This window comes from bacterium, from assembly GCA_008933615.1.
GTDB lineage: Bacteria > CLD3 > CLD3 > SB21 > SB21 > SB21.
Map to the genome: position 1 here is coordinate 18,650 of WBUR01000027.1, position 22,856 is coordinate 41,505.

Here is a 22,856-nt window from a genome sequence, read left to right on the forward strand (position 1 = left end):
TCTTTCTCTCCAAATTTATTTTCTGATCAGTTTGCATCCAAAAAATCCACTGAGTTTATGTTCAAATGGTTTTATATAAAAAAATCCATTACTATCGATAAAGGGAATAAATTTTCCATGATGATCGGCGCTCATTCTGAATCGGGTATCCGTTGCCAGAAAATGACGAATGATATTTTCGTTTTCATCCGGATTCAAAGTGCACGTTCCGTAGATCAATTCCCCGCCGTCTTTCACAAATCGGGCATAATAATTTAATAAAGTTATTTGTTCCGCGGCTAATGTAGAAAAACTTTCCGGGTCAAACCGCCACTTAATATCGGGGTTTCGTCCAAGAACACCCAGGCCACTGCAGGGCGCATCAATGACGACTTTGTCCACTTTGCCTGTCCAGTGTTCTGCCGTTTCCGCAGCATGTAAATCCACAATCTCGATATTGGTGCTCCCCGACCTTGTAGATCTTTTTCTTAGTTTTTCAAGAGAGCGAGGATTGGTATCCGTCGCAAGTATTTTTCCTTTGTTATTCATGGCCGCGGAAAAATATAACGACTTCCCGCCCGCACCTGCGCAGGCATCGATCACGGTATGATTAGGTTGCGGGTTGCACCATGCGGCGAATAGCAGACTCGATTCGTCCTGAATTTCAAATGCGCCGTCCTTAAAACTCTGCGTAGAAAATATTTCGCCCTGGCCTAACACATTAAAACCGTTTTCTGCATGCCGGCACTCACTCACTTGAAATCCGTCGCGCTCAAGGTTTGCCATAACATCTTTTTTGGTCGCCTTGATCGAATTGAATCGCAAAGTCAATGCCGGTTCGGTGTTGTTAAATTCGCATAATTTCGTAACGGCTTCTTCGCCATAAATGGCAATCCATTTCTCAACCAGCCAAACCGGGTGGGAATATGTTATCGACAACGCATTCACAAGATTTTTTTTAGGATTGGGATACGGAATATCCTTTTTGGCTTTATTAAGAAATTTAATAAAATCACGGATCGTCTCTTTATGTCTACCGAACTCTTTCGGAATGGCAAAGTCCGACAGCGAGATCGATTTCTCAGCAGACTTATTCATCCACACGACGTTAAAGGTTGCCAGCCGATACGAACTCTTGAGTGTCGTATCCAGCGATTCCGCATCCCGCTTCAGTGATTTGGAAATAATATAATCGATCTTTAGTTTCCACCGGATAATATTCAAAACCGTTTTGGACAAATTCCCTTTTTCGCGCGCCTCAAGCAGCTTAATATTTTTGTGAATAGCCTGCTGAATAAGGTGATCAAGACGATCGTGTGTCTCCTCGAATGTGTTGAGAATTTCCAGGGCAATACGCTGGACGGTTCCTTCCGCCAACTGCGTTTCCTCGTCTTTGGAATGCGCGCCTTTAAAAGTTTTGGGTGTGTAAAAACTAACCCTGCCGCGTCTTATGGGGCGTGTAGATTTAGCTGATCCTTCAGTTTTCCTTTCCCGAAACGGCGGCCTGACTTCATCGGATCTTGGCGAAGTCGACGATTTGGCTCTCCATTTATTATTTCCGGATTTACTGCGATTGGAAGATTTGGAATCAGAGGTCTTTGAGGTTTTTGGACTTCGGACCGGCCACTCCGATTTGTTCGTTTTCTTATAAACGGATGACTTAGAGTCAGAGGATTTTGAACTCTTTGAAAAGTTTTTTTTGGACTTCATCGATTGGTTTTAACACTCCGTCGCGTATCTGAGTTCATCTCTTGCGTCGATCAATTCATTTACTGCGTGTTGATTATTAAGTTTCCTGGCTATGAGAATTCCAGTTTCGTAAGCGGCAAACGCCTCTCGAACTTTCCCCAACGCCTCATACGTTTTTGCAAGGTGATAATAGGCTGCATGATACAGAGGATCGCGCCTGATCAGTTCGTTAAACGTCTCGACGGCTTTGGCATGGTCGCCGGTGCTTGCGTATTCCATCGCAAGACCGTATCGGGAAAAAGAATCGTTCTCATCTTTTTGAACAAGATGAAGCAATGCTTCAAGTCGTGTACTCATGGCAATTTTCACTTTCGGCCATTGAATTATTTTGTGGAGAAATATTTTTTTCAACGGCCATGTTCTTGACTGAATTTTCTATACTACTTTTCTTTCCGTCTTTGCTAATACAGCGTTCAATTCTTTCGACTTCTCTTCATATCCTTTTTTCCCGAGCAGCGCAAACATGTTGGTCTTATAAGCCTCTACGCCGGGCTGGTCAAACGGATTGACGCGCAACAAATAGCCGCTCATCGCGCAAGCCTTTTCAAAGAAATAGATCATTTGTCCGAGATAATACGCATTCAGTTCCGGCAGAGTGACCGTCATATTAGGAACGTTACCGTCATGATGCGCGAGGGTGACACCTTCATACGCCTTGCGGTTAACATGATCGAAAGATTTACCGGCCAGGAAATTAAATCCGTCCATATCCTCTTCTAATGAAGGCACCAGCGCATTCCCGCGCGACTTCTCAACCCACAAAAACGTTTCGTAAATATTTCTAGTTCCTTGCTGGACCCACTGTCCCATGGAATGCAGATCAGTCGAATAATCCACCGAAGCCGGATAGATGCTCTTATTGTCTTTGCCTTCGCTTTCACCGAAGAGTTGTTTCCACCACTCGGAAACATAATGAAGAGACGGATCGAAATTGGTGAGTATCTCTATGGCTTTGCCGTTAGTGTACATCAGATTTCGTATCGTCGCGTACATGTACGCCGGGTTCGATTTGAGATCGGGATTCTTCAGTAATTTTTCCATATCGCGCGCGCCCTGCAGAAGTTCGCCGATATGAATTCCCGCTGCGGCAATCGGCAGAAGTCCGACCGGCGTCAGTACGGAATATCTACCCCCGACATCATCCGGAATCACAAATTGCGTATAACCTTCTTTGTCTGCCATCGTTTTAAGAGAACCCTTCGCTTTGTCGGTCGTAGCGATGATGCGCTGGCGAACCTGTTCATTCGACATATTCTGGCTCATCAGGTCGCGCAGATAACGCAACCCCAGCGCGGGTTCCGTCGTCGTGCCGGATTTGGATATCACGTTGACTGACACGCGTTTATTCATCAATACTTCTTTCAGGTCTTCATAATATTTCGCGCTCATATTCTGCCCGGCAAAATAGATCTGCGGCGTCTTGTGCGGCAGATTATTATGGAATGAATGCGACAGCGCATCGATCACCGACTTCGCGCCGAGGTACGAACCGCCGATGCCGATGACGACAAGAATATCCGAATTCTTCCGGATATCATCCGCAACTTTATTGATCTTGTCCATTTCCGACATAGTTACACGGCTCGGCAGATCAAGCCATCCCAAAAAATCATTCCCGATCCCCGTGCGGTCCTCGATGACCTTATGAACTTCATTCACTTTGGCCTGCATTTTCAGAATGTCTTTTTCTTTGACGAAATCCAAAATGTAAGTGTAATCCAATTGAATATTCTTCACGGTTTACTCCTTGAATGGGATAATTATTGTTGATTGGTGAATTGTCCAAATATACGCCGACGGAATTTCAAAAACAATTGTTTTGAAAAGGAGTGCACCGCGCCCTGACTCTGGGATGAGATTCTCAACGCGACGGAGTTATTCCCAGTTTACCGGCCAAAAAACTTTCTGCCCAGTCAAGTATAGCATGCGCAGATTGCTTTCACTGGATTTCATAATAATTTTTAGTGTCTTGAATTTTCTTCTGAAACTTTTGCGCTCAATTCCGGCAGACTCATATTACCCAGAGCCATCTTTCTTAATTGTCCCATGATCCACCTGCCGGCGGCGTCGTGAACTTTTGAATTATTTATCTGTGTAAATTTGGTTGCCATGAACGGAATCAATTCGGTGATCTCTTCTTTGGGAACCGGCTTATAGCGTATAGTGGAAAGAACAGAATCAAAGTCTAATTTCGGATGCTGATAATATTCGACCAACATTTTTCCGGCAATGTTTAGTTCCATATCCCGCTCTTTGAGAAATTTGAACAGGTCAAATATTTTTTCGTAGCTGAAATCCTTAGTAGCCGCATAGTGATTTTCGATGAACTTCATTGTATGCCCGATGAACGCACCCGAAAACCGATGGTTGATCCCGATCTCGTCATAAATTTTTTCGATCAGAGGCACGAGATTTTTTTTTAGAATATAAGTAAACGTATCCTCCGGCACATTCCATGATCGTAACTGCTGAATACGGTCAAACACATCGACAGGAATATGTTTTCTGATATCTTCAATGCTTTCGTTTTTCAATGGTATCGGAGCAGAATCGGTGTCGGGATACATGCGGTCAGCGCCAGGCAATACCCGTTCAAAAATACTGGTCCCGTCCGCCAGACCTTTCCGTGTCTCATTGGGAACCCCCTTGAATGCCATTCGACAACGCTCTTCCACCGTTTCAATTGCCGTAGGCATATCTTCTTTTGGGCCCCACAATACGATCCATGCGTCGTCATTTGCGCAGGAAAGAATTTTAGAGATCTTTTCGGAGTCCTGGTCGGTAATTCGCTTTCGAAAATTCTCCGAATGGATCATATTGGGTTTTTCTATACAGGCAATGACTTTCAGCCTGGTGGAAATCTCATCTGCAAAAACTTGTTTTGGCTGTGTGAAATGGGATAGAATGCCTTTGAACCAGGGCAACCGGAGGGCCGTGATTTCCAGCTTATTAGTTTTTGCATGCTGAAGCGGCACATAACTAAAATCAAATTCGTCAGGATTGAGTTTCACCGAATTTATTTTCCATTGATTAACACCACTGATTTTTGCATTCAACAGGTTCTTAACATGCAGCAATGCAAATTGCCTGAATGATTCGTTATGTGTCAGTTCCGGCATCCAATTCGTATGAGCAACGCCCTTTATTTCCACGCGTGTCCCGTCTTTGCAGCTCACATTGACGTCCGCTCTGGTGGAACCAATTCCGGTTCGCACTTTTCCGGTGCTTCTATTCAGAAAACGAATGTAGTCCGCGCCTTCTTTTACTTCATCTGGATTTTTAAAATCCGCGTGGGTTACTGTTTCGATCAAAGGCATCCCGAGGCGGTCGGTTTTGTAAACTCGAACATGGCCGATGTCGGAAATTTCACGGCATGAATCCTCTTCAATACTCAATTGGATAAGATTCACAACCTTATTTTTCAATTGGATCTTTCCGCCGACACCGATGATCGCCGTGCGTTGAAATCCGGTCGGAATACTTCCGTCAAGATATTGTTTGCGGGTGATGTGCACTTCGCCGACAATATTCATTTTATTTAGAATAGATATTTCCAATGCAATGTCCAGCGCTTTTAAGTCAATTGAAAAGGGCGGCGTATCATCTACTTCATACGTACAGGCGGTTTCATTCTTTATGCGGTAAATAATATTTTTTCGCGTTTTGAATTCCATCAGCGCCGTACCGTCATACTCCCCAAGTTCGCTCAGCGTCGGGCGCATGTGCCTGACTATCTCTGCATCATAATCATCATGGGGATTAAATTTTCCGGCGGGGCAGCGGCAAAAGAGTTTGCGTTCGGTCAATAATTGCTGATGAACTTCCAAGCCCGACATGAATCCGATTCGGCTGTAGTCTGCTTGTGTGGCGTCCTTCCTGCTGACGTAGCCGATGGCTTCTTTCGTTTTCTCGTAATTCTGTTCCGGGTCAAAAGGCTGGCTCATTTATTTTTTACGTCATTTGGATCATCGTTTTAGTAACGAGAGATAAAATAGTATGCCCAGCCTTTACACGGCGGAAAAGGGGACGGTTCGCTACGCTCCATCAGCGTGTTTATCGCCGATTCGTATCGGGTGCGGCGGCAAATTGAGCACCTCTTCTGAAAAAAACCCTACGATGTAATCGATCATGCCCTTCACCGAAGTATGCCCGATCGGCTCGTTATTATTATTCACAATAGCAATGTGGCGCACTTCGTGTTCACGAAATATTTTGACTGCCTCCCGCACCGGATCGGTGAGTTTCAGACAGACGGGATCTTTACGCATGTAATCGTCCACAACATCTTTCTCATAATCAGGACATTGATCGGCGATCCTGTAAAGCAGATGACGCTCGGTTAGTATGCCAATGAGCTTCCTATCCTGCACGACCGTCACGCAGCCGACGTTATGCTCCGCCATGAGTTTAACCGCGTTTTTCAGGAGGCTGCCGGAATGTACGATCAAGGGCGCCGGGGGTTCCAGAACGCCGATCGGCTGGTCAAAATCCTCGATGTTAATTTCGTGTTTATCGAGTTCGCGTTGAAGTTCGTCCATATGAACCAACTCATCGTCCAATTCGTGTTGATTTGCCATAATCGCCCTCCTTAAAAATTCAATCTGTCAATGATGTGATCGAGAATATGTTCGATCGTCAGAATACCATTGGGTTTATTATCCTTTCCCAGAACGGAAAGACTGCGATGACCGCCAACGGACATCTCATTCAGCGCATACGCTGCAGAATCGTCATCATAAAGATAATTCGGATCGTCATCCATCAGTTCGGCAACTTTAATATTCCGGAGATCAACGTTGCGGGATAAACTGCGCAGCACATCGCGTTCCGTCAGAATACCAGCCCATTTTTCACCGTCTTTGATCAAAACGCATCCCATCTGATGCTCTTTCATGCTTTTGACTGCATCCTTGACTGAAGCGTCTGCGCTTAGATAAAATGGTTTTTTCGGATCCAATGACCCCACTTTTGATTTTATCAGACTTGCGTTCATGGCATCCCCTTTCGTGTTTGTTCGGTGCCGGTTAGTAAATCAGTTTACATTTTTTTTATAAAATTGTGTATAAAAATGAAAAATCAAATTTCAAATGTCAAACAGTGCGATTCAGATATTAGAAACATCGAAAATATAGATATTTAAAACCTGTAGTTTCATTTTTCTGTTTCGAAATATTTTGAATTAAGCATCATTTTTATGCGCCAAACCGCATGAATTCAAATCCCTCCGTGTGATCTTCTAAAATTTGTTTCTTCTCGGCATCAGAAACAAAAAACAGTCCCGTTGCCAATGCGTCCGCGTCACGGCAATTATTGCCAATGACCGTCAGGCTTTCAAATGTCGAATTGCCAGGCATCGCCAGTTTCGGATCGATCAGGTGATGATAAACATGTCCTTTGGAGAGAAAATACTGTTCGTATGTCCCGGACGTGGCAACGGCCTGGTTTCGCAGGGTTAGTACTTCTATGATATCATGTGGCGCTTCCGGATTTTTTACTCCGACGCGCCAGCCATCACTTTCCGATTTTCCTCCCAGCGCAACAATATCTCCGCCCAGATTCACTAGCGCCTGATCGATGCCCTCTTCTTTTAATATATCCATGGCACGGTCGGCGGCATATCCTTTGCCGATACCTCCAAGATCGATTTTAACGTCTTCGGTGAGTAGTCGAATCGTTGAAAATTTTTCATTTTGAGTCAAAGATATCTTTTTGCTGAAATGCCTGCCGGCAAGTCTTATCCACTGCTCCTCCTGCGGCGGTTCCGACCGGTGCTTGACATCCCAAAGTGCGCTGACCTTGCCAAGCCCCGGTTCAAAACATCCGCGTGTGGCGTGAGACCACTGTAGCGCGCGCGCGATGAGTTCTGCAGTTTCACGAGAAAGATTAATATCCTGAGATGCGCCAAACCGGTTGATGCGGCCGATCTCGCTATCGTCCGAAAAATAGGTCAACTGCTTTTCAATTCGATTTAATTCTTCAAAAGCCATTTCAATAGCACGCAATGCCAGAAATTCGTCGTCATGCACGACCTGTATTTCACCGATGGTGCCCATCAGACTTTTGGACATGCTGTAGACTCTGCGGTTACGAAATAGTACCGGCCCCAGTCCCGCGCCGGCAACAAGGAACAAGGCGCCGGCCCCGGTTTTTAAAAACCTTCTTCTATCCCACTTTGCGCTGTCATTGGTTTTCATATTATCCCTTTCGCATCATTTTATTATCCTCGCATACATCGCCGCCGCAGCTGCAGCTACTTCCGAATTCAGAACACGACGTCGGACGATGGTCAAAGAGATTTTTTGTTTTCATTTTTCTCGCTACCATTTGTACGACGATCCATCCCGCGCATAAAAGCGACGCGGTCAAAATTCCGATTATGTATTGTGTTATTTCCATAGGATAAAATTTTTAAGAGCATTATTTCGAACTAAATAACCCGGCAAAACCCATGAAAGCCATCGACAATATTCCCGCGACGATCAAACTCAGAGCCGTTCCATGCACCACCCGAGGAATATCAAGAATGCGCGCTTCTTCACGAATTCCAGCCATGATCACGAGTGCCAGCGTCATGCCCCCGCCGCCGCCCAATGCGTAAAATAAACTCTGAACCAGTCCGTATTCTTTCGTTGTCTGAAACAGGGCAAGGCCAAGTATAGCGCAGTTGGTCGTAATGAGCGGCAGAAAAATTCCCAACGCCTTAAATAGGTCCGGGCTGAATTTCTTGATGACCATTTCCACGAATTGCACCGTACTGGCGATCACAATAATAAAACTGATCAACCTTAGATAAGGCGCATAAATAAGTACGAAGGTATTTAATGCCCATGCGCTGATCGCAGTAATGAGCATGACGAAGATATTTGCAAGGCCCATCCGAAGCGCGGTATCGACACGATCCGAAACGCCGAGAAACGGGCAAATTCCAAGAAAACTGCTCAGCGTAAAATTATTGATCAGTAGCGCAGATATAAAAATCCATAACAGATCACCCATGCTGCACCTTTACTTTCTCTGCCTCCAATTTCGCGCGATCCAGGCGAACCGCTTTCAGCCAATTGAAGAATAGCAGCAAAAATCCTAACAATAAAAATCCGCCGGGCGGCAGAATCATAATCACCCAAGGTTCAAAATGATTTCCAAAAAGCGACACGTCAAAGAAAGAGCCGTTCCCAAGAATTTCACGGATACCGCCAAGCATCAAAAGAGCGATAATAAAACCAATACTCATACCCAACGCATCAAGAAAAGAAAGCCATGGCGGATTTTTTGATGCAAATGCCTCTTGCCTTCCTAATATGACGCAATTCACCACGATGAGCGCAATGAAAGCGCCGAGTTCCTTATGTATTTTTGGGAAAAATGCTTCAAGCGCAAGATCCACGGTAGATACAAAAGTTGCTATGATCACAATATACGTGGTGATGCGAACCTGCTTCGGAATCCATTTTCTCATAAGCGAGACCAATAAAGACGATCCGATCAGAACAAACGTCGTCGCTAACCCCATGGCGAGGCCGTTGATGGCGGAATTCGTCACCGCAAGCGTCGGGCACATACCGAGTACGCTAACAAAGATCGGATTTTCTTTCCATATTCCTTTGATGAGTTCCTGATAGGCGCGGCCGCTTTGTTCTATCGCATTCATGGTCTTTGGTTGTAGGTTAATTGGTTTTTCTGAACGTACGCATCAATGGCTGAACGCCACTCTTTAAGTGATTTTTGCAGGGCGCGAATCACCGCTTTGGATGAAATTGTCGCGCCCGTAATGGTCTCCACCTGATTAGGTTTTACTTTCGCGCCGGTTTTTACGGCTTCGAGATCAGGCTCAACTGCCAGTGCAGTAAAATTGGAAACAAAATGTTTGTCCTTAAAAATCCGATCTCCGAGTCCGGGTGTTTCCTTGCTGTCAAGAACTTCAAATCCCACAATGACTTTTCCGATACCTTCAAAACCGTAGAGAAGCCTGATCACGTCCACAAAACCCGGTTCGCTTGCCGGTATCGCAAAGCCTATGACAGTTCCGCTGTCATTGTAACCCAAAAATATCCGTGATACACTCTGGCCCGCCGCATTTTTATCCTGTTTAACCAATTCACCGTTTTTCAAAATCATCGCATCGTAGCTGCTGCAGCCCGGCAATACCCGATAGATCGCGGCCTGCAGTGCCTCCTCTTTATTCCTTTCGATCAGCGGCAACGTAAAAACGTACGCTGAAACGAGAATGAGACCTGAAAAAAATCCGGCAATTCCCAGCGTCATGATCAATCGTAGTGAACTCGGCTCCGCAGAAGAGACTATCGGAATTTCCGTATGTACCGGCTGATTATTCATTAATTTGTTCCGTAAACGCGGTATCTTGTTACGCGATTTATTAGAGGCGTAACCGAATTCATCAGTAAAATGGCATACATCACGCCTTCCGGCAGTCCTCCGAAAACACGGATCAGAACAACCAAAAACCCTATTCCCGCTCCGAAAATCCAAATGCCTTTGATTGTAAATGGCGAGGTCACCGGATCCGTGGCCATAAATATTGCGCCGAGCAATAACCCGCCAGAAAACACCATTTGCAACGGCGCCGGATATACGGTGGGATCAACTAAAAACAAAATTCCGGACATAACAATCGTTGACGCAAGTATGGAAACAGGAATATGCCAATTAAATATTTTTTTTGAAGCGAGATAGATCCCGGCAAGCAATATGATCATTCCTGACGTCTCGCCAAGCGATCCGCCGGTATTACCGATCATCAATTTAAACAGCTCCGTGGATTCATGTTGAAATTTCATCAAGGAAAGAGGCGTTGCGCTCGTCACGGCGTCAAGGCTCTCCCCCTGAAAAAAAGGCAATGCGAGATTCGTTCCTCTTGCGGCGAAAAGATTTCCGCCCGGGGCAGACCATGTCGTGATCGCCGTCGGGAATGCCGCTTGCAAAAAAGCGCGGCCGACCAGCGCCGGATTAAAAACATTTTGGCCGATGCCGCCCCATATAATTTTTCCAATGACAATGGCGGCAAAACCGCCCAAAAAAGCCATCCACAAAGGAAACCCCGGCGGCAGACAAAGCGCCAGCAAAAGGCCAGTGATCAATGTGCTCCCGTCCTTAATAGATTTTGTTCGCGGCTTTTCGTTGGTGAAGAACCATTCTGCGGCGAAGCATGAAGTCACGGTCGTTACGCATAACAATATGACGCTGAGTCCAAAAAAATAAAACGCCGTGCCGATCACGGGAACTAACGCAAAGACAACCTGGTACATAATCCACGGCGTCGTGTCCTGATCATGAAGAAACGGCGATGTCGAAAGGGATAATTTGGAACGCTCTTCCATTACTTTTTTGCTTTCCGCTCACGAATAATACTTTTAGCCACCCTGAAACTTTGGACCAGCGGGATGCCCGACGGACAAACAAAGGAACACGACGCGCATTCAAAACAATCCATAATGTGCAGTGGCTCCATATCTTCATACATGTCTTTTCGGGCGAGAAGCCCCATGACGGAAGGATTTAAATACATCGGACAAACTTCCACACACCGGCCGCATCGGATACATTTGTATGTTGTGAGGTCTTGAACTTCGTTGTCGGTGAGAACAAGCACGCCGGAGATGCCTTTGGTAACGGGAACATCCAGCGTTTTCTGAGCGACACCCATCATCGGCCCGCCCAAAAGAATTCGCACCGCTTCTTCCTTAACGCCTCCACACCATTCGATCAGATGCCGGATCGGCGTTCCGACCGGAACCATCAGGTTCGCCGGACGCCGTATCGCCGTTCCCGTAACAGTCACGACACGTTCTATCAGCGGCATAACTCCTGAAAAATATTGGTCAAGCGCGACCAATGTTCCCACATTCGAAACCAATGTATCAACGTCAATCGGCAGTTTCCCGGATGGAACTTCTTTGTTCAATACTGCTTTGATAAGCATTTTCTCAGCGCCTTGAGGATATTTTACCTTTAGCGGAATCACTTCGAAATCGGTATTCTGCTTCTTGATTTCGTCATTAAGAATTTTGATGGCGTCGGGCTTGTTGCTTTCAATACCAATGTACAATTTTTCTGCGGGAATAAACTTTCTCAGAATGGTCATCCCATGAACCAACTCCGCAGCAAACTCGACCATGATCCTGTGATCGGAAGTTAGAAAGGGTTCACATTCACATCCGTTAGCGATTATGTATCGGCAGCGCTTACCCTCGGGAATAGAAAATTTTACGTGCGCAGGAAAACCTGCTCCGCCCAATCCGACCAAGCCTGCGGTCTGCACGGCCTCGATGAACTCCTTCAAATCCATCTCCTGCCAAGGTTTCGGCCTTTTCATTTCAACCGTCTGCGCAGAAAACGGATCGGCTTTGATCTTTATGGCAGTGACTAATAAACCGTTAGGGTGTTCCGCTAATTCAACTGCCGTTACCGTTCCGGTCACAGGTGCGTGTTGTGCTACGGAAACGAAACTCGCCGCTTTTGCAATGATCTCGCCCCGCCTGACTCTTTGACCCTTCTGCACAAGCGGTATGGAAGGTGCGCCGGCATGTTGAGACAGAGGAATTATATAGTCTTCAACAAACGGAATTCGTTCGACGGGTAAATTCGCCGTTAGTTCCTTGAATTCTTCCGGGTGAACACCGTGACGAAAACTCAGACGTGATGTCGAACCGTTATCATTCATAATGTTTCTTAGCACTCTCCGTGTCTCTGTGGTAAATATAGAGCTCTATTTATTCCCATACCCGGACAACGCCATCAGTTTATCGCTCAATTTCTGCTTAATTTTTTCAAGTTGGACGTTTTCCAATTGCTGTAATTTTTCTTCATAATCCGCCTTTAATTGTTCCAGTGCCGCAGTGTGCTTTACCGACCATTCTTCGTCCATTCGATCTTTCAGTTTCTGCGGATACGGGGTCAACATGCCGGCCATTTCCCGTAAAGTGCTCCATGAGATATCTGCAGCTTCTACGGCTCTGACAATTTTTTGGGATACTTGATGTTTCTCGATATTATTTTGTTCGTTAACCGATACGATAAATGGAATTTTATCGGCACGCGCTTCGGGCTCCAGTACGACGTACTCGCTGACAGGCATGCCCCGGCGATTCTGATCATCCATTAATGTAAATTGATCTTTCAGTTCAGGCTGATGAAATGCCCAATCTGCAAAAGTTAAGACATATTTTGCCGGTTGACTTCCGGCTGATTCTTCCTGTTCATACTGGAGCGAAATATTATCTTCATACGGATCCGGATTTGCGCTCATATTGAGTGCCTGTGCAAAAGTGGATTTTTTAGCCGAAGGTACAAACCGAAGCAAAGGGAACGCGCGGGATTGAAGTGCGAGTTGGAAAGACTTTTCAGAATAATCAAAACCGGGCGTCAGTATATGAAAAAAACTGGGCGTCATATGCCGCATACCGTCCATCAGGCCATTGAACAAATGTTCTTTCTTCGCCATCGATGACTGAAGGAAGAACGTATTTCGTGCAGACAACACCGTAGTCGTAATGGCCATACGGCCGCGCCAATATTCAGCAGTACCGCATGCGGAATCAAACATTAATATTTTAATTGGAAAATCCGAAGACAACAGAGCGACAAGGGATGACGCGTTTATATCTGCTATCATTTTGTAATCGGCTATGACAAAAACCGGGGGGACGAACACTTTTTCATTTTCCGTCAACTCTCCCCAAGCCAGGGCGGCTATTCTTTCGTCGTGGACAATGGGATCGTATTCATTCTGCATTTCCTGATCGGCGCGACGCAGAAGTTTGACATTATCCATCATCTGCCGGATATGCCCGTGGCATAATCCATGTATAAAATTCATAGAATCAGGCTGATCATAAATCACTACCGGAGAAGTAAACGCGTTATAAGGAAATTGTTTAGCCCATGCCATAGAGCCTGTCCCGGACAGAACGGCTCCGAAGCGCGCGCGTCCAACGCCGGTAGGACCTTTGGATAATGCCCACCCGAGCGTCTTAAGATCATTGATCAGCGTCACGATTCTTTCCATCCAGGCGGTTTCAACGATACCGAATCGCTGCGATTCACTAAGCTTTTTTAGAATAACGTCGAGGGATACTCGCGCGTTTTCAGTGCCTTTGAAACTTGTGATTACGGCGTCAAAATTACTCGTCGGAAGCGCCTCGCGTAATTTATTCTGAATTTTTTCAGAAAGCGATTGTATGCGTTGTTCGATCTCCTTGATCACTGTATTCATCCTCGATTGCGTCAGAGATTCCGTTACGGCAGTGACGAGATGGGTCATCGTCTTCTCAGACGAACTTTTTCCATAGTTGAAACCGCCGGCCATCGACATGTAATAATTTCTGCTTAGCAGTATGGCTGCGAAAGGATCGTACGCTTTGTCCTGAACCATTTTCTGGATGACATCTGCAGGTGTATCGGGCAGTTGCTCCCATAAGCGGAAATGCTTTTGCAGTTGCGCGGAACGCTCGCTATCCTGCGCGCGCAGGACTAAAGCTTCTTCCGGGCAAACATCCGCGCAGATTCCGCATCCGGTACATGACTGAGGATTTATCGCAACCGAGAAAAGATAACCGCTTCCCTTCTGCTGCCTTTCACAATCGGAGAAAAACGTTTTTGTGACTGCAACAGGAAAGAAATTCAGCAACGGCGTCATTGCGTTAAATTGTTCCTTCAACGTGTGCAGACGCTCTCCTTCCATTTTCATCTGCCCGGCTAATTTGATTAGAATATCCGGCAATATCCCGCCGAACGTCGTCCTATTTTCCTTCGGTGAGGACAACGCCTGATTTATCATTTTGGCAAAATTCTTTATAACGGGAGGCGCCCACGACGACATCGCCGTTCCACTGACCTGAACCTGGTCCACAGCAGATTTAATAAAGGATTCCGCCGAGATCACGATCGGAGGAATTGCCGATTCCGGGCAATAGACGGAACATTGACCGCAGCCCGTGCACTTGGATGGTATAAATTCAGGAACTATCTCTCGTGTAATTTCATTCCGAATAAAAGTGGCCGTTGAGGATGGAACAACAGGAATACTTTGAAATGGATCGGCTACTATTTCCTGTGTTGCGTCTGTTTCATAGAAAACACCCGTGCGATCGTAAAATTGTGAAACGCGAGAATACGGTGGCCCGTGATCTTCATATTGCCTTAAAGAAAGCGGCAATTCCGATGGCTCCGTTTTTTTCGTGTTGGATACGGACGAATCCTTCGTTTTCGTCAAATCCGGTGTGAGCGACAAGCTCAGCGCTTCGGGATAATCACGATTTATATTCTGTAATAATATCTGCTGTTTTGGATACTGCGATGATGTTCGCGTAAAGTCAATGTCAACAAAAAAACGGCGTTGCCCTCCGCCGATCATATTTTCAAAAACGCGAATCATATCGGCATAGTTTAGCGATGCTTCGCCGGTTCCATACTGGCCGGAATATAAGACCGGCTTTTCACGATCGCTCATGGCCGGAAAATCAGGGAATACCGGATTTTTCTTCTTTCCACTATTTTGTGAGGCTTTATCCAAGGCTGAAACAATGTCACGGTAAATCGGAGGTTCGGAATCTAAAGGCTGTATCACTCGTTCCAATATCGCAACGCCTTTTTTGCCCGTTAGCATTTCGCATACTACTTTGACGGGGAAGGGACGAACCATACGCAGATGCATAGCGCCTGCCTTAATCTTTTTTGAACGAAGGTGATCTACAACCGAAGCAATTCGCTGATAAGCAGAACCTTGAATGATGATTACATAATCGGCATCGTCGGTTTTGTAGGATGCAATGGGTGAATAGTCGCGGCCGGTTAACTTGGCAAATTCATTAAACAGTTGATCTGCTATAGGCGCCGCATGAGAACCAAAGTAGGCTTGCTGCGCCGCCAATTCAAATGCCTGCGCTTGTCCCGTTTTATCCATTCCCTGGATCGTTGGAAAATCAAAGTGAAACCAGTTCGGAATCCGTCGCCGCGACTTCCCAAATATCATTTTCTGCGCCGGTGTCGGAGACTCGATAAAGTCGTCACCTTGGCCGAGGAATTCTTTCAATATATTTTGATCCGGCAGTGTTACCTGTTCCACTGATGACTTAGCATTATCCATGGCAACCATAACCGGGCAGAGTGACAGTTCAGCCAGTTTGTGTCCCAGAATAGTCAGGTCAACTGCTTCTTGAACATTGGGTGCGAAAAACTGAATACAGCCAGAGCCGGTTACGGCATGGAAATGGCGATGGTCGGTATTTTGAGAATGGCCACCCGGGTTACTATTTTCCGTATAATGTTGAATTACATAGGCAAGATGCCGATGTACGGATTCCGATATCGATTCCTCTTCTCTCAGAATATTCCTGCCCTGCATGACCGTATTGGCGCGCATACCGGAAGCAGACAATCCCATTGCAAATGCAGCCCCTTGCGTATGTTGCTGCAATATCAGAGGTCGGCCGAAAATATTTCGAACAATCCCCGTTGGTATTTCCGTAACGCCTTCACAAATAGCCGATTCCACTATGTCTATGGCTGACGTGCCTGTCAACGTTGTTGTTTTTCCAAGATACGATGTATGGCTGTGCTGATTCATTATAATTCCTCAGGTAAAACTTCTACTCTGCCGACGGGCAGGTTCGCGCTGGATTTTTTCTTAAACTGCATTCCTTCAATCCACACGATCGCATTAGTCGGACACCGGCGTGTCGCTTGCGGGGAGGCCAATTCATTTTTGCTGTAATCGATCACCGGAAGATTATTTTTCATTTCGATCAGGCCGGGTTCTGCATCGGCAACGCACCGCGTGCATGCATTGCAAGCGACGGAGCATCGCTCAAGCGCGGCGTCGCCTTCCAGAAGTGACCGGCATTGGACGATGAGATTATAACTGATCGGCATGATCGTAAAAAGTTGTTTGGGACAAACGTCCACGCAGTCATTGCATGCCGTGCACAAATTAATATCCACCACCGGCAATCCGTCGTCATTCATGGTGATCGCGTTAAACTCGCAGACCCGCGCGCAGTCGGCAAGTCCAAGGCAGCCCCAGACGCAGTCTTTATTTCCGCCGGTTATCATCGACACGCCGCGGCAGGTTCGCTGCCCCGCGTAGTCTGCCTGATTGTGGCTTTCTTGTTTTCCACCCGCGCATAGTAAACGCGCCACGCGTTTTTCTTCAAAACCTGCATTCACACCGAGAAAGCCTGCGATAGTTTCAACTCCGGCCGGCGAACTGACCGAACATTTACCGGGCTTATTTTCACCGATGATAACGCTTTCTGCAAACGCACGACAACCGGGTTTTCCGCAGGCGCCGCAATTCGATCCCGGCAGCATGGATTCAACCTGGTCGATTCTTGGATCTTCATACACCCGGAGTTTTTTGTAGGCTACAGCGAGGAGCGCGGCAAAAAATAGCCCCAACCCCACCATGATGATAACTGCTGTTATGATTTGTGATATCACGATCGTCCTGACTTCCCGATCAGTTAAAAGCCGCCGCGCGTTTGATTAAATCGTCCAACCCTTCTTCATCCGCATTCAATGGGATGCCCGGGTGAATACATTTTGCAGGACACTTTTCAGCAGCCTTAACCAATTGGGCGTAGGTTCCGCTCTTTGCATCGGCGATATACGCCTGCTTGCTTCCGTTATATTTAAAAAGGTTCGGATTTACGTTAATGCACTCATTACAACTGGTGCATCGGATGGTATCCAGCCAAGGCTCCGTAGAAACCGGTTCTTCCTCTTCAACCGCTTCCGGCGCTTGCGGTTCAGCAGTCTTTTGTGTGACAGGCTCGGTAACCGCAACCGCAGCTGATATCTTTACGGCCGGCTTAACTTCCAGCGAATCAAGTTCTAAAAGGATCGCAGATAATTTTTCCATCGCTTCACGAGCGGTAGATTGTTTGACTTGTTCTATCTCAGTGTTATGCGCTTCATTCAACCCTGCGATCTCTTTGGTTTTTTCTTCGAGCAACATTTGACGCGCTTTTTCGACGGCACGATCAACATGGTAACTGTTGATCCCTCCGAATTCCTGTATGAAGTGCCAAAAATCCAGACGTTCCTGTCCGTACAACACCAGAAAATGCGTCGTGGCTACCTTATGCAGCATGTTCTGCTGATCGACCATCCAAACAAATGGAATTTTCGAATAGGCCTCTGTTGGTTCCATTTTTAAGTAATCAGCAAACAAAACTAAATCATCTGACCAGTATTGCGGGGGAACATCAAAAAAGTGTTCCGCAAAAAAAACATCCTGTGAAGCAAAATCGGCGAATGAAAACGGCACGTTTATCACGGATTTTTGATCGCGTTTTGTTATAAAACTCAGTTCATATATCGGCCAATCCTGATCAGTCTGAGGATTTTTTTCAACATTGAATCGGCTTCCCCATTGAACCCCGCGGCGTTGATCGTAAGTAAATTCGGGGAATGCCCTGCTTTCCAATGCCGCTCCTGCCCAAACGTAAGTGTTTCGGCCGGATTCATCCCTGGGTGACAAAATATAAAATAATGCCGGAGAGAAGCCTGATATGCCCTTCATATAACCTTCGTACAAACCTTTCGGGTGAATCGTTGTCGATTGGAACACATAGGCGTTTCGATGCGATACGGCCAAAGCGCCCAATTCCTGTGGAAAAGAAAAATAGTCCTGGGCCATTGATTTTGCGGAGTGAATAATTTCCGCGTCCGATTTGATCACGATGGTCTTAATGGGTTTGTGCGATGCGAGCAATCTGGAAAATTCCGTCAGGTTATGCATTATCAATTCCTCCACCGGCGTGATGAGAAGTACCGGCGGGCACAGCGCCATTTCATCCTCGGTAAAAGCGCGCCAGTCAAAATTTGAAAAATACGCATCGTGAATGTCCGGTATATATTTTCCTTCAACTTCAAGCCGCGCAATACGAAACGCGCTTAACCATTCCGACATCGACTTCATGTGCATCTCAAAAGCATTTTGCGCTTCAGAGCTGATGATGCGTTTGTCCGCAATGAGAATACTAGAATGCGCCAACAGGTCCGACCAGTTTCCTGCGATCGATCCGCTGAGGTTTTCTGCGATAACGGCTACGGAATCATACTTGAAATAGGAATCTATATTGCGAAGTATCGTAACTATTTTCTCAATTCGCGTTAATCTTTGCGGCATCATCATCTCCGACGACGATTCCGGAATAACATTAGAAAATTTATCAAAATTGATAAAGGATGCGCCGTAGCCATACGAACCTTTAAGCGTTTCCGGGGCATTCGCGGCAGGTGTTTTTTGATTTTCTATGCGGAGCAGTTCATCTAATTTGTTTCGCAGAACGACTGTATCTTCTTTTACTTTTTGATATGATCGATGAAATTGAACACGAATTGCGGCTGACAAAAGCCAATACGGAGATTCGTGCGAGAAATGTAAGAGCTGCCCCGATTGAGGCAATTGGCTTTTAAGTTTTTGGATATCCTCCGAAAAAGTTTTCCCATCCTGCCCTTTGATTTTTAATTGGGTTTCCAATTTTTGCAGCGCCGGCCACATCACATCGGTAAAAACAACGGACGCTGCCCTTGCATCAATGGATTCACGAACTATCAATTCCAGTCGGCCGATATTGTCTTTGAGAATTTTTGCATCCTGCGCTGACGGAGCAAAAGTTTTCAGGGCATTGTTCAGCAGTTCTGTTAACGATAGAACCGCAGCGTCATTTTCTGCCAAGCCGGCTTCATCCGGAACCCACACCGGGTAGTCGTATCGGACATGCATCATATCACGATAGTCACTGAGCAGCGCAGGAAATAATTGACTCCCTTTGATCCCGCCGCCCTGTGCGCTTCTGTAAAATGATCTGAGGTTCCTCCAAAATGTTGTGAGCGTCTTCTCGTCCGATTCGTCCTTGATTTCAGGAAGGACCGGTATAGTTTTCAGGCCGGACGTAATTTTTTTTTCCGCGGATGATTTATCACGAGGATCTTCTCGCGATCGAATCGTTTTTTTCTTCAGCAGTTCATCCAATTCTGCAAATTTACTATCTACGCTGGTCATCGGACCCCTCTCTCGATAAGGCGCTTACACCGCAAATTTATCGAGCTCTAAGTTAATAGCTTTTTGTTTTTCCTCAGGCGTTATTCCCATATTGTGCGCGCCGTACAGATCATATCGTTCCTTCGTCTTGTCCTGATAAAGCAAACCGATCACCTGACGGTCAAGATTTTCAGCAAGTTCACGCGCCTCATGCAGATTCGAAGGATCATGATCCACGGTGTGTTTGTACATTTTGGCAACTGCGGGATCAATTTGAATTCCGTTCTTATGAGTCAGCAACGTAATCTCATCAGGGTTATTAATGACCGGTTGGAATAGTTCTTTTTGAAACACAGGACAGCGCTGCAGGATGCGAATAAATGAAAAGCCCGGATGCTCAAACCCCGCCTCGATTGTGGCATACAAATGAGCCGGATTCCAGTCAACCGTCTGTGCAACAAACGATGCATTGGCAACGCCAAGGGTCGTTTGAATCGGATTGATTGGCGGTAATATAGAACCGCGCGGATTCGTATTTGAAATGGTACCTTTGGACGAAGTTGGCGACGTCTGCCCTTTCGTTAAACCGTAGATCTCATTATCCAGAAGTAAAACGGTGATATTCATGTTGTAGCGAATGGCGTGAATCCAGTGCGCGGTTCCGATGGAACAGCAGTCGCCGTCACCGGTTGCAACGAACACGTGCAGATCGGGCCGGCGGAATTTAACGCCGCAGGCAACGGGCAGCGCTCGGCCGTGCAGGCCGTGGAATCCGTAGGTCTTCATATAATGAGGAAATCGGCTTGAACAACCGATACCGGAAACAAAAACGGTGTTTTCCGGCGCAAGTTGTTTTTCACTGCAGAGTCTCTGCACGGATGTAAGTATGCCGTGGTCGCCGCATCCAGGACACCAACGGGCAATCGCGCTCTCGTAATCGGCCAGCGTGTAATATTCCTCGGGAATATCGAGGATACAATCGGATTTTAATCCAAACACGGGAGTTCTCCTTATTTATAATTCTAGTAAGTGCTCATCAATTGAGAAACTTAATTCAATGAATAAAACTAAACAAAAGACATAAAATATATAAGGTGATTTTCTTTTTCATTTCTTGTTATATGTTTTTCATTTCTTCTGCCGCCAAAAACAGCTCCTTAAGGAAGACTGATAATTTAGATTCAAAATTGTCTTCAAGCCGGAACCAGTTCATCGCCATTGACAAGCGTTAATTCTTTTTCGAGCATCGCCACGATCGCGCCGGGGCGTAACGGCTGTCCGTGAACATTGGAAAAACAGTCCACTTCGATCAGCGTCTGCGCTCTCAGATAGAATGCCAATTGCGAAAGCCGGCGATTTTCACTTGTGATCATCGGATCGTTAGCATTGTCGGAGTAATTGATTTCTACCGTAATAATTTTCTTGAATCGCTTGAAAATATCTTTCAGGCCTGGTTCGAGCGGCGAGAGGAACCGGAGATGCACCGACGAAACGCGTCCGCCTTTTTCACGGATCATGTCGACGGCTTCTTCGATCGCGCCCAAGGTTGATCCCCAGCCAACAACGAGAATATCGCCTTCAGGTTCTCCGTGAACTTCAGGCGGTTTCAGAGACTGTAAAAACGATGCAAGTTTACGGCTTCGCCGGTCACAGCCTACTTGATTGATAGATGCTTCATAAGCCACGTGGCTCCATTGATCATGAGCCAAACCCGTCAGCGTATACATGCCGCCTTTTTGGCCTGGAATAGGCCTGCGGCTGAGTCCGGTTTCTTCATCCCAATCAAAAGCAGGCGTCCCTTCTTTCCAAGGGCTTTGATCAATCGGCGAAGCAAACCACTCGGTATCAATTTTTGGCCTGGGGAACGGCTGAACGCCTGTCGCAAGATTGGCGTCCGTCAAAAGTATAACAGGCATCCTAAAGGCTTCGGCCAATCGGCGCGCCAATATTACAAAATGGAAACATTCTTCGATAGTCGCAGCGGCTAAAACGATTTTGGGCGTGTCACCCGGCTGTCCGAAAATAGAATATAATAAATCGCCTTGTTCGACTTTGGTGGGCAAACCCGTTGACGGGCCGCCGCGCTGCACGTTTACAATAACGAGCGGCACTTCGGCCATTACAGCGAATCCGATGAATTCCGTTTTCAACGCCATGCCCGGGCCCGATGTAATGGTAATGGCCGTCTTGCCGGCGTAAGATGCGCCGATCGCAAATCCTATAGCAGCAATTTCGTCCTCCGCCTGATGAATCAATCCGCCGGCATTCTGAAAGCATTCCGCCAGGTGATGCGACGCCGACGTTGCCGGCGTGATAGGATACATAGCGCACAGTTCAATTCCGGCTGAAATAGTTCCGAGACTCACCGCTTCATTTCCATTCATTACAACAAATTCCTCTGTCGTATCCATTACAGGTATATCAAATTGAAAATTCAAATTTACCTTTGCCCATTCAAAACCGGCGCGTAAAAGCTTCAAGTTCACATCGACCACATCCTGTTTTTTCTTTCGGAAGACGTGCTTGATCTGCGCTTCCGCTTTTTCCATATCCCGCGAGTAAATGAAACAAAGCATTCCAAAGACCCACATATTTTTTCCTTTACGCGGATCGGCGATATGTTTCATTGACTCATGCTCAATTGGAATCTCGATGATTTCATAACCTCTGTCTTTGAGGTCCTTTAATGATTCCGCATATTCAGCCTGAATCGTTTTGACTTCATGGTTTGCCCATTTGTTGTCCAATAAAATGATCGTTCCTTTGCGAAAGGCTTGCTGATCTATACGCCCGTACAGAACCTGTTCATTCATTGCAACTACCAAATCCGCTTCGTCGCCCATGTTCGTTACCTTCTTTGACCCGATACGAATGCGAATCCCCGATGCCCCCGCTTTAGAGCGTGCCGGAGGTTGAATTTCAGCAGGAATGATCTCGACCGTCCAAACTCCGTTTCCCATTTTGGCCGAAATCAAGCCCATACTTTGACCGGTTTTTTGGGCTCCTTCACCGGAGTCGCTGACAATTTCAATGATATGTTGCTGGAGAGTCGTTTTCTTTATCAAGGTCTTTTGACCCCCGTTGGACTTGTTCTCTTTCATGGCTTCCTCTGTCTCTTATTGGA

Annotated in this window: 18 protein-coding genes; all 18 read right to left on the bottom strand. The window is 46.3% G+C overall.

Going from position 1 to position 22,856, the window contains the following annotated elements; all coding sequences use genetic code 11:
- Window positions 1-15: 15 nt before the first annotated feature.
- A complete protein-coding gene (rsmB, locus tag F9K33_10995) occupies window positions 16-1,689 on the bottom strand; it encodes a 16S rRNA (cytosine(967)-C(5))-methyltransferase RsmB (GenBank protein KAB2878988.1) in 1,674 nt (557 codons plus the stop codon).
- 9 nt (window positions 1,690-1,698) lie between these two features.
- The gene (locus F9K33_11000; protein KAB2878989.1) at window positions 1,699-2,025 is read right to left on the bottom strand and encodes a tetratricopeptide repeat protein; all 327 of its coding nucleotides are present in this window, start codon (window positions 2,023-2,025) and stop codon (window positions 1,699-1,701) included.
- Between the two features lie 78 nt (window positions 2,026-2,103).
- Complete coding sequence (locus tag F9K33_11005; protein ID KAB2878990.1) at window positions 2,104-3,465, bottom strand: glucose-6-phosphate isomerase; 1,362 nt, start codon at window positions 3,463-3,465, stop codon at window positions 2,104-2,106.
- Window positions 3,466-3,689: 224 nt separating this feature from the next.
- The gene (gatE, locus tag F9K33_11010) at window positions 3,690-5,672 is read right to left on the bottom strand and encodes a Glu-tRNA(Gln) amidotransferase subunit GatE (protein KAB2878991.1); all 1,983 of its coding nucleotides are present in this window, start codon (window positions 5,670-5,672) and stop codon (window positions 3,690-3,692) included.
- A gap of 90 nt (window positions 5,673-5,762) precedes the next feature.
- A complete protein-coding gene (locus F9K33_11015) occupies window positions 5,763-6,305 on the bottom strand; it encodes a CBS domain-containing protein (protein KAB2878992.1) in 543 nt (180 codons plus the stop codon).
- A gap of 11 nt (window positions 6,306-6,316) precedes the next feature.
- Window positions 6,317-6,721 carry a CBS domain-containing protein gene (locus tag F9K33_11020; protein ID KAB2878993.1) on the bottom strand — a complete coding sequence of 135 codons (405 nt, stop codon included), beginning with the start codon at window positions 6,719-6,721 and terminating at the stop codon, window positions 6,317-6,319.
- A gap of 199 nt (window positions 6,722-6,920) precedes the next feature.
- Window positions 6,921-7,922, bottom strand: a complete 1,002-nt coding sequence (locus F9K33_11025; protein KAB2878994.1) for an FAD:protein FMN transferase — start codon at window positions 7,920-7,922, stop codon at window positions 6,921-6,923.
- Between the two features lies 1 nt (window position 7,923).
- Window positions 7,924-8,124, bottom strand: coding sequence for a hypothetical protein (locus F9K33_11030; protein KAB2878995.1), 201 nt, complete (start codon window positions 8,122-8,124; stop codon window positions 7,924-7,926).
- A gap of 21 nt (window positions 8,125-8,145) precedes the next feature.
- Window positions 8,146-8,724, bottom strand: a complete 579-nt coding sequence (locus F9K33_11035) for an RnfABCDGE type electron transport complex subunit A (GenBank protein ID KAB2878996.1) — start codon at window positions 8,722-8,724, stop codon at window positions 8,146-8,148.
- Window positions 8,717-9,376, bottom strand: a complete 660-nt coding sequence (locus tag F9K33_11040) for an electron transport complex subunit E (protein ID KAB2878997.1) — start codon at window positions 9,374-9,376, stop codon at window positions 8,717-8,719. The genes F9K33_11035 and F9K33_11040 overlap by 8 nt, the downstream gene beginning before the upstream one ends.
- Window positions 9,373-10,062 carry an FMN-binding protein gene (locus F9K33_11045; GenBank protein KAB2878998.1) on the bottom strand — a complete coding sequence of 230 codons (690 nt, stop codon included), beginning with the start codon at window positions 10,060-10,062 and terminating at the stop codon, window positions 9,373-9,375. The genes F9K33_11040 and F9K33_11045 overlap by 4 nt, the downstream gene beginning before the upstream one ends.
- The gene (locus tag F9K33_11050) at window positions 10,062-11,063 is read right to left on the bottom strand and encodes an RnfABCDGE type electron transport complex subunit D (protein KAB2878999.1); all 1,002 of its coding nucleotides are present in this window, start codon (window positions 11,061-11,063) and stop codon (window positions 10,062-10,064) included. Before F9K33_11050 ends, F9K33_11045 begins: the two co-directional genes overlap by 1 nt.
- The gene (gene rsxC, locus F9K33_11055) at window positions 11,063-12,406 is read right to left on the bottom strand and encodes an electron transport complex subunit RsxC (GenBank protein KAB2879000.1); all 1,344 of its coding nucleotides are present in this window, start codon (window positions 12,404-12,406) and stop codon (window positions 11,063-11,065) included. The genes F9K33_11050 and rsxC overlap by 1 nt, the downstream gene beginning before the upstream one ends.
- Before the next feature lie 45 nt (window positions 12,407-12,451).
- Complete coding sequence (locus F9K33_11060) at window positions 12,452-16,309, bottom strand: hypothetical protein (GenBank protein ID KAB2879001.1); 3,858 nt, start codon at window positions 16,307-16,309, stop codon at window positions 12,452-12,454.
- Window positions 16,309-17,178, bottom strand: a complete 870-nt coding sequence (locus F9K33_11065; protein KAB2879018.1) for an RnfABCDGE type electron transport complex subunit B — start codon at window positions 17,176-17,178, stop codon at window positions 16,309-16,311. Before F9K33_11065 ends, F9K33_11060 begins: the two co-directional genes overlap by 1 nt.
- A gap of 22 nt (window positions 17,179-17,200) precedes the next feature.
- Window positions 17,201-19,753, bottom strand: a complete 2,553-nt coding sequence (locus F9K33_11070) for a ferredoxin (protein ID KAB2879002.1) — start codon at window positions 19,751-19,753, stop codon at window positions 17,201-17,203.
- A 24-nt stretch (window positions 19,754-19,777) separates the two neighbouring features.
- On the bottom strand, window positions 19,778-20,731 hold the full coding sequence (locus tag F9K33_11075; GenBank protein KAB2879003.1) for a 2-oxoglutarate oxidoreductase: 954 nt from the start codon (window positions 20,729-20,731) through the stop codon (window positions 19,778-19,780).
- Between the two features lie 194 nt (window positions 20,732-20,925).
- Window positions 20,926-22,833 (bottom strand): 2-oxoacid:acceptor oxidoreductase subunit alpha, encoded by a 1,908-nt coding sequence (locus F9K33_11080; GenBank protein KAB2879004.1) that lies wholly within the window; start codon window positions 22,831-22,833, stop codon window positions 20,926-20,928.
- Window positions 22,834-22,856 lie beyond the last annotated feature (23 nt).

What these genes read in the sequence shown, in the direction of transcription:
- rsmB (KAB2878988.1), bottom strand. Translation starts at nt 1,689, where the DNA reads ATGAAGTCCAAAAAAAACTTTTCAAAGAGTTCAAAATCCTCTGACTCT.
- F9K33_11000 (KAB2878989.1), bottom strand. Translation starts at nt 2,025, where the DNA reads ATGAGTACACGACTTGAAGCATTGCTTCATCTTGTTCAAAAAGATGAG.
- gatE (KAB2878991.1), bottom strand. Translation starts at nt 5,672, where the DNA reads ATGAGCCAGCCTTTTGACCCGGAACAGAATTACGAGAAAACGAAAGAA.
- F9K33_11015 (KAB2878992.1), bottom strand. Translation starts at nt 6,305, where the DNA reads ATGGCAAATCAACACGAATTGGACGATGAGTTGGTTCATATGGACGAA.
- F9K33_11020 (KAB2878993.1), bottom strand. Translation starts at nt 6,721, where the DNA reads ATGAACGCAAGTCTGATAAAATCAAAAGTGGGGTCATTGGATCCGAAA.
- F9K33_11025 (KAB2878994.1), bottom strand. Translation starts at nt 7,922, where the DNA reads ATGAAAACCAATGACAGCGCAAAGTGGGATAGAAGAAGGTTTTTAAAA.
- F9K33_11030 (KAB2878995.1), bottom strand. Translation starts at nt 8,124, where the DNA reads ATGGAAATAACACAATACATAATCGGAATTTTGACCGCGTCGCTTTTA.
- F9K33_11035 (KAB2878996.1), bottom strand. Translation starts at nt 8,724, where the DNA reads ATGGGTGATCTGTTATGGATTTTTATATCTGCGCTACTGATCAATAAT.
- F9K33_11040 (KAB2878997.1), bottom strand. Translation starts at nt 9,376, where the DNA reads ATGAATGCGATAGAACAAAGCGGCCGCGCCTATCAGGAACTCATCAAA.
- F9K33_11045 (KAB2878998.1), bottom strand. Translation starts at nt 10,062, where the DNA reads ATGAATAATCAGCCGGTACATACGGAAATTCCGATAGTCTCTTCTGCG.
- F9K33_11050 (KAB2878999.1), bottom strand. Translation starts at nt 11,063, where the DNA reads ATGGAAGAGCGTTCCAAATTATCCCTTTCGACATCGCCGTTTCTTCAT.
- rsxC (KAB2879000.1), bottom strand. Translation starts at nt 12,406, where the DNA reads ATGAATGATAACGGTTCGACATCACGTCTGAGTTTTCGTCACGGTGTT.
- F9K33_11060 (KAB2879001.1), bottom strand. Translation starts at nt 16,309, where the DNA reads ATGAATCAGCACAGCCATACATCGTATCTTGGAAAAACAACAACGTTG.
- F9K33_11070 (KAB2879002.1), bottom strand. Translation starts at nt 19,753, where the DNA reads ATGACCAGCGTAGATAGTAAATTTGCAGAATTGGATGAACTGCTGAAG.
- F9K33_11080 (KAB2879004.1), bottom strand. Translation starts at nt 22,833, where the DNA reads ATGAAAGAGAACAAGTCCAACGGGGGTCAAAAGACCTTGATAAAGAAA.